The organism is Kitasatospora sp. NPDC005748, from assembly GCF_040630735.1.
GTDB lineage: Bacteria > Actinomycetota > Actinomycetes > Streptomycetales > Streptomycetaceae > Kitasatospora.
On record NZ_JBEXYD010000049.1, the window covers coordinates 48874 to 58527 of the forward strand.

The following is a 9654-nucleotide window of genomic DNA, read 5'->3' on the forward strand; positions in this document are numbered from 1 at the left end:
TCAGGCGACGTTCGCCCTGGTGACGACCTCGCGTAGGCGCTCGTCGGTGGCGTGCTTGTTCCGCCCGATGATGCAGCGGCGGATCATGCTGCCCCCGGGCCTTGTGGCTGGGGTGGTCGGTGCCGTCGAGGGCGAAGTAGCGCAGAGCGGTGAACTGGGTCTCGATCCGGTCGAGCCAGGAGCTGTTGGTCGGGGTGTAGGCGATCTCCACGTTGGTCGCGGCCGCCCATGTCCCGACCCGCTGACACCGCCTCGTCGTCAGGTGCGGCGAGGAGTTGTCACAGACCATCGCGATCCGCACGTCCGCCGGATGCAGTGAGCGCAGGAAGCGGCAGAACCCCAGGAACTTGGTGCGGTTCCTGGTCTTCTTGATGTGGCGGGTCCTTGTGCCGGCCGCCGCGCTCGGCCCCCTGCCTGCCGGGGTGGGGCTGGAGGTTGAGCGGCCCGACCGGCATGGCGGCTCGGGTGGCACCGGGAGGGAGTGGACCCGGGCGAGGAGGGCTGCCGCGCCCGGGTCCACTCCCGACGACCCGGCCGGGGACCGGCGGCGTCGACCGTGCCCGACCGGGCGAGTCGTACCGGGCCGGAGCGGCCCGCGCCCGTAGGGTCCCGAACGATGGCCGGCAACGAACCCGACTTCGACGCGATCGCGGACGAGCTCCACACCCTCGCCCCGCAGGACTTCACGGCGGCCCGGAACCGGCACGCGGACGCCCTGAAGAAGACCGACCCGCAGCTCGCCAAGCAGGTCCGTGCGCTGCGCCGCCCCACCCAGGCCGCCTGGGCCGCCAACCTCCTCGCTCACCGGCACGGCGACCTGGTCGGGCAGCTGCTGGACCTCGGGCAGGCGCTGCGCGACGCCCAGGAGCACCTCGCCGGGGACCAGTTGCGCACGCTCACCGAGCAGCGGCGGCAGCTGGTGCGGGCGCTGACGGGGCAGGCCGAGCGCGACGCGGCGGAGGCCGGACACCCGCTCGGCGCCGACGCCGTCGCCGAGGTGGACCGGACGCTGGGCGCCGCGCTGGCGGACCCGGACGCCGCCCGCGCCCTCGCGGCGGGGCGGCTGACGGCTCCGCTGGACCCGGTGCTGTGGCCGGGCGCCGGGAAGCCGGACAGCGGGAAGCCGGGCGCCGGGAAGCCGGGGAGCCGGAAGCCGGGGACCGGGGCCGCGACGAAGAAGGCCGCCGGGACGTCCCCCGCGTCGGCGCGCGGCTCGCGTCCCACGAAGGCACAGGCCGCGGCCGAACGGCGGCGCCGGCGCGAACAGGAACAGGCCCGCAAGGCCTTGGCCGGCGCGGAACAGGCCGCGGACAAGGCCGATGCCCGGGCCGCGGACGCCGCTCGGGCCCTCGACGAGGCGGAGTCGGCCCGCCGACGGGCGGAGACCGAAGCAGAGCAGGCCCGGGCCGCGCTCGCCGGGGCGCAGCACCGCGAAGCCCTCGCCCGGGAACGCCTCACGCGCGCCGAGAAGCAGGCGCGATCCGCCGAGGACGCGGCGCGCACCGCCGACGACCGGGCCGCCAAGGCCCACGAAGCCGTCCAGGAGGCGGCCGAGCGCCTGCGGGTGTCGCGGAGCGACGACGACCAACAGCCGGGCTGAGCGCCGCCGGTCCCGCGTGCACGACCCGCGCGAGGGCGAGGACGCGCTGACCATGGTCACCCGCCTCCGCCGGGACTCCTGCCCGAAAGTGAAGGCGGCGGAGGGGGCTGTCCCCCGGGCGGGTCCGGGGGTGTGCTGTCGTGATCTTCGGCCGCCAGGTTCCTAGCGTTGGTCACATGACAGCTCATCACCTTCCCTTCGGTCCGGCCGCCGTGGCACGGCCGGTCGCCCGCCGGGCCACGGCGGCGGGCCTCGCCCTCGCCGCCTGCCTGACGGTGGCGTCCGCCGTGACCGCCCCCGCCGCCGGGGCGGCGTCCGCCTCCGCCGACAGCGCCGCCTCCACCCCCCGGGGCCTGGAGCGCTACTACCACCAGCCCCTCGACTGGCGCAGCTGCGTCCAGGGCCCGGACGACCAGGTCGGCGCGGGCCTGGAGGAGGCGGGCGCGACCTGCGCCGACGTCACCGTGCCACTCGACTACGGCGACCCCCGGGGCCGTACGATCACCGTCGCGATCTCCCGGATCAAGGCCACCGACACCCGCCACCGGATCGGCCCACTGCTGCTCAACGACGGCGGCCCGGGCGGCCAGACCCTCGGGAGCCCGCCGCGTGTCCACACGGCGCTCAAGGAGACCGCCGGCCGCTACGACATCATCGGCATGGACCCGCGCTTCGTCGGCCGCAGCACCCCGCTGGACTGCGGCTGGCCGGTCGGCACCAACCTCGTCTCGGCCGGGCTCGGCCGGGCGAGCTTCGACCGGCAGGTCGTTCTCCAGAAGGACCTCGCCGCCAAGTGCCGGGCGGCGGCCGGACCGCTGCTGCCGCACGCCGGCACGCGCAACACGGCCCGCGACATGGACGTCATCCGCGGTGCGCTCGGCGAGCGGAGGATCTCCTACCTGGGGGTCTCGTACGGGACGTACCTGGGCACGGTCTACACCCAGATGTTCCCCGGCCGCTACGACCGGGTGGTACTCGACGGGGCGCTCGACCCGCGCACCTACGGGCCGGTGCTGCTCCCCCACCTGCTGGCGGAGAACGAGCAGGCGCTCGCCGACTGGGCGGCCTGGACGGCGGACCGCCACGACACCTACCGGCTCGGCCGGACCGCCGAGGAGGTGACGGCGGGCATCCGGCGGCTCGTCGAGGCGTCCGCGCGCGCCCCGCTGACCGTCGGCAGCGGCGCCGACACCTTCCGACTGGACGACACCCGGGTGCCGTTCCTGCTCTTCGCCGGACTCGCGGACGACACCGACGCCGCACGCGCGAGCCTGGCCGAGCAGATCGCGGTGCTCACCGAGGCGGCGGCGGGGCGGCCGGCCCTGCCGTCGGCGGCCTTCACCGCCGTCCTCCGGTTCGCGTTCACCGGGGAGGCGTCGCCCACCGGCAGCTCCCAGCAGGCGGTCATGTGCGCGGACGCCCCGGCGCCGCGCGACCCCGAGGTGTACTGGCGGGAGATCGAGCGCAGCCGGGCCGAGCACCCGCTGTTCGGCCCGCTGGTCCACAACGTCAACCCGTGCGCCTTCTGGGACCGCCCGCGCGAGGCCCGCACCGAGGTGCGGCGCGACGCCGAGGTGCTGATAGTCGCCGCCACCGGCGACCCGCGCACCACCTACCGGGACAGCGTCGCGCTGCACGGGCTGCTGCCCGCCTCCCGGCTGCTGACCTTGGAGGGTGCCAACCGGCACGCCCTGTACGGCCTGTACGGCAACGCCTGCGTGGACGACACGGTCAACGCCTACCTGGCGGGGGGCCGGCTGCCGAAGGGCGACCGGACCTGCGCGAAGTAGCGCTCCGCTCCGGCCGTCCCCGCCCCGGGACGGCCGGAGCCGGGCGCGGGTCGGCCCCGCTCCGCGGCGCCCTCACTCCTCGCCGAGGACCATCCACTTCTCCGGCTTCTCCATCGGCACGAACCCGGCCTTGGCGTAGACCTCGTGGGCGTCCGCCGTGGCCAGCATGACGCGGCGCAGCCCGTAGGGGGCGAGGTGGTCGCGGACGGCGGCGGCCAGGGCCGTGCCGAGCCCCCTGCCACGGGCCGAGGGCTCGATGTACACGTCGCAGAGCCAGGCGAAGGTGGTCCGGTCGGTGACCACCCGCGCGTAGCCGAGCTGGGTGCCCGCAGCCCGGTCGTAGACGCCGAAGTTGAGGGAGGCGGCGATCGCGGAGTCCTGCTTCTCCCGGGGGCGGCCGCGTGCCCAGTAGGCGTCCTGGGACAGCCACCGGTGGATCAGTTCGGCATCGAGGCGTGCCGGGTCCGTCGAGATCTCGTAGCCGTCGGAGAGGTCATTCGTCATACCGGAATCCAACCAGGCCGGGCCCCCACCGATCCAGGTGCGGGCCCGGTGGCCGGGCGTCCGGCCACCGCCGCGCGGGCGCGCGTCAGAGGGTGATGGTCTTGTACTCGGTGTAGGTGCCGAGGCCGACGGCGCCGAACTCGCGGCCGATGCCGCTGGCCTTGAAGCCGCCGAAGGGGCCGTCGAAGCCGACACCGGCCCCGTTCACGGTCACCGTGCCGGTCCGGATCCGGCGGGCGACCGCCAGGGCGTGCTCCTCGTCGGCGGACCAGACGCCGCCCGACAGGCCGTACTCGGAGTCGTTGGCGATGCGGACGGCGTCGTCCTCGTCCTCGTAGGGGATGACCACCAGGACGGGGCCGAAGATCTCCTCCTGGGCGATGCGCATGGCGTTGTCCACGTCGGCGAAGAGGGTGGGGGTCACGTAGTTGCCGCCCTCCAGCCCCGCCGGGACCTCGGTGCCGCCGGTGACGAGGCGGGCGCCCTCCTCGATGCCGATCGTGATGTACCGGCGGACGCGCTCCTGCTGGTCGGGGCGGATCATCGGTCCGATGAAGGTGTCCGGGTCCGCCGGGTCACCGACCTTCAGGGACTCGACGAGCGCCTTGAGTTCCGCGACCACCTCCTCGTAGCGGCTGCGCGGGGCCAGGACGCGGGTCTGGGCGATGCAGGACTCGCCGTTGTTGAGCAGGGAGGAGAACTTCAGCCCCTGCACCGCCCGGTGGATGTCGGCGTCGGCCAGGATGACGGCCGCGGACTTGCCGCCCAGCTCCAGGCTGACCCGCTTGAGCTGCTCCCCCGCGATCGCGGCGATGCGCCGGCCGGCCGGGGTCGAGCCGGTGAAGGCGATCTTGTCGACCTCGGGGTGGGAGATCAGGTACTCGCTGGTCTCGCGGTCGGCGGGCAGCACGCTGATCACCCCGGCGGGCAGCCCCACCTGGGCCAGCAGGTCGGCGAGGAGGCCCATGCTGAGCGAGTTCTCCGGCGAGACCTTCAGGACCACCGAGTTGCCGGCGAGCAGCGCCGGGATGATCTTCGTGGTCGCGGAGGAGAAGGGCGAGTTCCACGGGATCACGGCGGCCACCACGCCGACGGCCTCACGACGGACCACGCTCCGCACCGGCGAGGCCGGGTCGGAGGGCGGCAGGGTCTCCTCCCACCCGAACTCCTCCGCCGCCTTCAGGTAGGCGTTGGCCTGGCGGGTCAGGCCCGGCTGGCCGGCCCGGGTGAACCAGCCCGCGGAGCCGTTCTCGGCGGCGATCAGGGCAGCGATCCGCTCCGCCTGCCGCTCGCGCAGCGCGTTGAAGCGCCGCAGCGCCGCCACGCGCTCCAGCGGCGGGGTGTCGCGCCAGGTGCCCTCGACGAACGCGGCCCGGGCCGCCGCCACCGCACGGTCGACGTCCGCCCGCCGGGCCTGCGCGGCGCGGCCGATCACCGTCCGGTCGTGCGGGGACCGGATGTCGAGCAGGGCGGCCTCACTCGGCTCGGTCCAGGCGCCTGCGATGAAGAGCCGGTCATAGACGATCACGCTTCCACTCCTTCGCTATCTGTCACTCGACAGTAGCACTTACTCGCTGTTTCAGCTCGCTGTCGCGGCATTTGTTGGCGGGGTGGTGCCGGCGGTCCGTCCGACCGCCGAGGTCCGATGCCGCGCGGACCGGGGGCCTCGCCCCGTCACGACGGTTCCGCACGGCGTCGGCGCGCGGCATCAGTCATTCGACTGCGGGCCCGGACACGCCCGGAGGGGCTCGGCGCGGCCGCCGCCCCGACCGTCAACTGACTGATGTGCCGGCCCGCCGGGAACGGAAGAGTGCGGTGCGCCGGGCAGGACGGACACCCGCCCCGTCCGGGGACACATCCGCGTCACACGGAAGGCTCGACATGATCGACAGGCGTAGCTTCAACAGGGCCCTGGGACTGGGTGCCGGTGCGGCCGCGGTCTCGATGGCCACCCTGCCGGGCACGGCCGACGCCGCGCCCGCCCCCGGCGGCCCCGGCGCGGCCCCGGTCGTGCCCACGATCACCCCGGGCACGCACACGTCCTTCCCGCGGCTGAAGCAGGCCGAGGCCGGGCTGCTGAACGTGGGATACGCCGAACTCGGCCCGGCGCACGGACCGGTCGTGCTCTGCCTGCACGGCTGGCCGTACGACATCCACAGCTACGTCGACGTCGCCCCGCTCCTGGCCGGCCTCGGGTACCGCGTGATCGTCCCCTACCTGCGCGGACACGGCACCACCCGGTTCCTGTCGCCCCGAACCTTCCGCAACGGCCAGCAGGCCGCCATCGCGATGGACGTCATCGCCCTGCTGGACACCCTCCGGATCGACCGCGCCGTGGTGGCCGGGTTCGACTGGGGGTCCCGGACCGGGGACGTCCTCGCGGCCCTGTGGCCCGAACGGGTCAAGGCCCTGGTGTCGGTGAGCGGCTACCTCATCACCAACCGCCAGGCGCAGCTGGACCCGATCGCGCCGGCGGGCGAGCACACCTGGTGGTACCAGTACTACTTCGCCACCGAACGCGGCAGGAAGGCCATGGAGGACAAGGGCCTGCGCCACGATCTGACCCGCTTCGTCTGGCAGCAGGTCTCCCCCACCTGGAAGTTCGACGACGCGACCTTCGAGCGCACCGAGGCCGCCTTCGAGAACCCCGACTACGCCGCGGTCGTGATCCACAACTACCGCTGGCGGCTCAGCGTCGCCGACGGCGAGCGCCGCTACGACCGCTACGAGGACCGGCTGGCCCTGAAGCCGACCATCGGGGTGCCGACGATCACCCTCGACCCCGCACTGGACCCGTTCACCGCTCCCGGCGACGGCGCCTCGTACCGGGCCATGTTCACCGGGAAGTACGAGCACCGGACGCTCGGCGGCATCGGCCACAACCTGCCCCAGGAGGCGCCGACCGCGTTCGCCCAGGCCGTCGTGGACGTGGACCACTTCTGACGGCGCGCCGCCGGGAGGGGACCGGCCCCTCCCGGCGCAGGTCCCCGCGCTACTGACACAGCGACGAGGTGGTTGCGAGCCGAAGCTGCACACCGCCGCTAGACTCCCCCCGTGAGAGCTGACGCCGCGCGGAACATCGAAGCCGTCCTGACGACGGGAGCGCGGATGCTGGCCGCCGACCCGGGCGCGAGCATCGCGAGCATCGCGGCCGAGGCGGGGGTGGACCGGCGGACCGTCTACCGGCGCTTCAGCTCCCGCGAGGAACTCCTCACCGCGATCCACTCCGCCCGCCTGGACGCCGTCGAGCGGGCCATCGCCGACGCCCGTCTGCGCGAGGCCCCCGTCGCCGTGGCCCTGCACCGCTACGTGGAGAACGTCATCGAGGTCAACCGCGCCTGGCCGGTGGACCTGGCCCGGATGCTCGCCGACGAGGAGACCCGCAGGCGCCGCGACAGCTCCGTCGCCGAGGTCGGGGACTTCCTCCGACGCGCCGTCACCGAAGGGCTGCTGCGCCCCGGCCTCCCCGAGGGCTGGGTCGCCGCCCTGCTGCCCCAGCTCGTGCACCTGGTGACACGTCAGGCGCCCGACCTGGCCGCCGGACCGGCGGCCGACCTGGTGGTCGACACCCTGCTGCGGGGGGCCGGCGCGCCGTGACGCGCCCGGCCCGGCGCGGCGGCCCGCCCCCCGCGGCCGGTCCCGACCGATCGCCCACACACGGTGCTATGCTCGACGGCGGAAAACCCATCTGACGGAAAGCGTGGAGCAGACATGGCGGGTGACGACGACATCTCCGGGTGAGACCCGGTCCTGAAGCCGTCGGCGGGCATCGGTGCCCCGGGCCAACGGCTTCGTTCGTCGTTCCCCTTCCCCCTGTCTGCTCGCAGGCCGAGGTGTCTCCGCCTGCCCATCCTCCGGGTTGTCCTCATGTCCGATGCGTCCATCGTCTGCTCCCAGCTCTCCTTCTCCTGGCCCGACGACACCCCCGTCTTCCAGGACCTCTCCTTCGCCCTCGGCACCGGCCGCACCGGCCTGGTCGCTCCCAACGGCGCGGGCAAGAGCACGCTGCTCAAGCTCATTGCCGGTCAACTGACGCCCGCCGCAGGATCGTTGACCGTCAGCGGCACACCCGGCTACCTGCCTCAGGACCTCCCGCTGACGGCGGACCTCGCGGTCGCCGACGTCCTCGGCGTCGCCGGGGTGATCCGCGCCATCGACGCGGTGGAGTCCGGTGACGTGGCCGAGGAGCACTTCACCGCCATCGGCGACGACTGGGACGTCGAGGAGCGCAGCCTCGCCCAGCTCGAACGTCTCGGCCTGGCCGGCGTCGGCCTGGACCGGCGGCTGGGCACCCTCAGCGGCGGCCAGATCGTCCAGCTCGGCCTCGCGGCGCAACTGCTCAAGCGGCCCGACGTGCTGCTGCTCGACGAACCCACCAACAACCTCGACCTCGCCGCCCGCCACCGGCTCCACGGCGTCCTGGAGGACTTCTCCGGCTGCCTGCTGCTGGTCAGCCACGACCGTGCGCTGCTCGACCGGATGGACCGGATCGCCGAGCTCGACTCCGGCGAACTGCGGCTGTTCGGCGGCAACTTCACCGCCTACGAGCAGGCCGCGGAGGCCGGGCGCGAGGTCGCGGCCAAGAACATCCGCAACGCCGAACAGGAACTCAAGCGGGAGAAGCGGGAGTTGCAGCAGGCCCGGGAGCGCGCCGACCGCCGGGCCAGCAACGCCGGCCGCAACCTCAAGAACGCCGGTCTGCCCCGCATCTTCGCCGGGACCATGAAGCGCGGCGCCCAGGAGTCCGCAGGACGCGCCGGCCAGGTCCACGCGGCCCGCCTCGGCGAGGCCAGGGCCCGGCTCGACGAGGCCGAGCGCGCCCTGCGCGACGACCAGCGCCTGACCCTGGACCTGTCCGGCACCCGGGTGCCGAGCGGGCGCGACCTCTTCGTCGGCGAGAACCTCCAGGTGCTGCGCGGCGGCACGCCCCTGTTCGCTGGTGGCGGCGTCGATCTGACCGTCCGCGGGCCCGAGCGGATCGCCCTGCTCGGACAGAACGGAACCGGCAAGACCACCCTCCTGCGCCTGCTGGTCGGGGACCTCGCCCCCGACGGCGGACGGCTCAGGCGCTCGGACGGCCGGGTCGCCTATCTCTCCCAGCGGCTGGACCTGTTGGACCCGGACCGCAGCGTGGCGGAGAACTTCGCGGCGGCCGCGCCGGAGCTGCCGGCGCCCGAGCGGATGAACGTGCTCGCCCGCTTCCTCTTCCGCGGCGCCCGCGCCCACCTCCCGGTCGGGGTGCTCTCGGGCGGCGAGCGGCTGCGCGCCACCCTGGCCTGTGTGCTGTGCGGCGACCCCGCGCCCCAGTTGCTCCTCCTCGACGAGCCGACCAACAACCTCGACCTGGTGAGCGTCGGACAGCTCGAAAGCGCCCTCACCTCCTACCAGGGCGCCTTCGTCGTGGTCAGCCACGACGAGCGCTTCCTGGCCGGCATCGGGGTGGACCGGTGGCTGCGGCTGGCCGGCGGCACGCTGGAGGAGGTGGCCGCGCCCGAGGCGTGAGCCCCGTTCAGGTCCGGCCGGCGCGGAGGGACGGCGCCGGCCGGGCCCGCGAGGTCCCCCGGGCCGCACGGCTGCGCCGCGCCCGCCCGGTCGCTGCCCCTGATTTCGCCCTCGCCCCCGTGATGGCGTACAGTCGGGTTCACCGACGCGGGGTGGAGCAGCTCGGTAGCTCGCTGGGCTCATAACCCAGAGGTCGCAGGTTCAAATCCTGTCCCCGCTACGACGAAGGCCCGGGGTCGGCGCACAGTGTGCGCCGAC

General features: G+C 74.1%; 7 protein-coding genes, 1 tRNA gene and 1 pseudogene. 6 read left to right on the forward strand and 3 right to left on the reverse strand.

Features of this window, described 5'->3' with window-relative positions:
• Positions 1-443: pseudogene (locus ABZ495_RS27890) on the reverse strand (IS630 family transposase); the annotation flags it as partial.
• Positions 444-616: 173 nt separating this feature from the next.
• Between ABZ495_RS27890 and ABZ495_RS27895 the strand changes: the two are divergent.
• Positions 617-1600 (forward strand): hypothetical protein, encoded by a 984-nt coding sequence (locus ABZ495_RS27895; RefSeq protein WP_359838680.1) that lies wholly within the window; start codon positions 617-619, stop codon positions 1598-1600.
• 176 nt (positions 1601-1776) lie between these two features.
• A complete protein-coding gene (locus tag ABZ495_RS27900) occupies positions 1777-3390 on the forward strand; it encodes an alpha/beta fold hydrolase (RefSeq protein WP_359838682.1) in 1614 nt (537 codons plus the stop codon).
• Between the two features lie 72 nt (positions 3391-3462).
• On the opposite strand, the gene ABZ495_RS27905 is transcribed toward ABZ495_RS27900, so the two are convergent.
• Positions 3463-3894, reverse strand: coding sequence for a GNAT family N-acetyltransferase (locus ABZ495_RS27905; RefSeq protein WP_359838683.1), 432 nt, complete (start codon positions 3892-3894; stop codon positions 3463-3465).
• A gap of 85 nt (positions 3895-3979) precedes the next feature.
• The gene (locus tag ABZ495_RS27910; protein WP_359838685.1) at positions 3980-5422 is read right to left on the reverse strand and encodes an aldehyde dehydrogenase; all 1443 of its coding nucleotides are present in this window, start codon (positions 5420-5422) and stop codon (positions 3980-3982) included.
• A 353-nt stretch (positions 5423-5775) separates the two neighbouring features.
• Here ABZ495_RS27910 and ABZ495_RS27915 point away from each other — a divergent pair, with 353 nt between their 5' ends.
• The 4 genes from ABZ495_RS27915 to ABZ495_RS27930 all read left to right on the forward strand — a co-directional run bounded on the left by ABZ495_RS27915 (position 5776) and on the right by ABZ495_RS27930 (position 9616).
• On the forward strand, positions 5776-6837 hold the full coding sequence (locus ABZ495_RS27915; protein ID WP_359838687.1) for an alpha/beta hydrolase: 1062 nt from the start codon (positions 5776-5778) through the stop codon (positions 6835-6837).
• Between the two features lie 165 nt (positions 6838-7002).
• Positions 7003-7491 (forward strand): TetR family transcriptional regulator, encoded by a 489-nt coding sequence (locus tag ABZ495_RS27920; protein ID WP_329491987.1) that lies wholly within the window; start codon positions 7003-7005, stop codon positions 7489-7491.
• Positions 7492-7761: 270 nt separating this feature from the next.
• On the forward strand, positions 7762-9396 hold the full coding sequence (locus ABZ495_RS27925; protein WP_359838689.1) for an ABC-F family ATP-binding cassette domain-containing protein: 1635 nt from the start codon (positions 7762-7764) through the stop codon (positions 9394-9396).
• Positions 9397-9542: 146 nt separating this feature from the next.
• Positions 9543-9616 (forward strand) — tRNA-Met (locus ABZ495_RS27930).
• Positions 9617-9654: the final 38 nt, after the last annotated feature.

What these genes read in the sequence shown, in the direction of transcription:
- ABZ495_RS27895 (WP_359838680.1), top strand. Translation starts at nt 617, where the DNA reads ATGGCCGGCAACGAACCCGACTTCGACGCGATCGCGGACGAGCTCCAC.
- ABZ495_RS27900 (WP_359838682.1), top strand. Translation starts at nt 1,777, where the DNA reads ATGACAGCTCATCACCTTCCCTTCGGTCCGGCCGCCGTGGCACGGCCG.
- ABZ495_RS27905 (WP_359838683.1), bottom strand. Translation starts at nt 3,894, where the DNA reads ATGACGAATGACCTCTCCGACGGCTACGAGATCTCGACGGACCCGGCA.
- ABZ495_RS27915 (WP_359838687.1), top strand. Translation starts at nt 5,776, where the DNA reads ATGATCGACAGGCGTAGCTTCAACAGGGCCCTGGGACTGGGTGCCGGT.
- ABZ495_RS27920 (WP_329491987.1), top strand. Translation starts at nt 7,003, where the DNA reads ATGCTGGCCGCCGACCCGGGCGCGAGCATCGCGAGCATCGCGGCCGAG.
- ABZ495_RS27925 (WP_359838689.1), top strand. Translation starts at nt 7,762, where the DNA reads ATGTCCGATGCGTCCATCGTCTGCTCCCAGCTCTCCTTCTCCTGGCCC.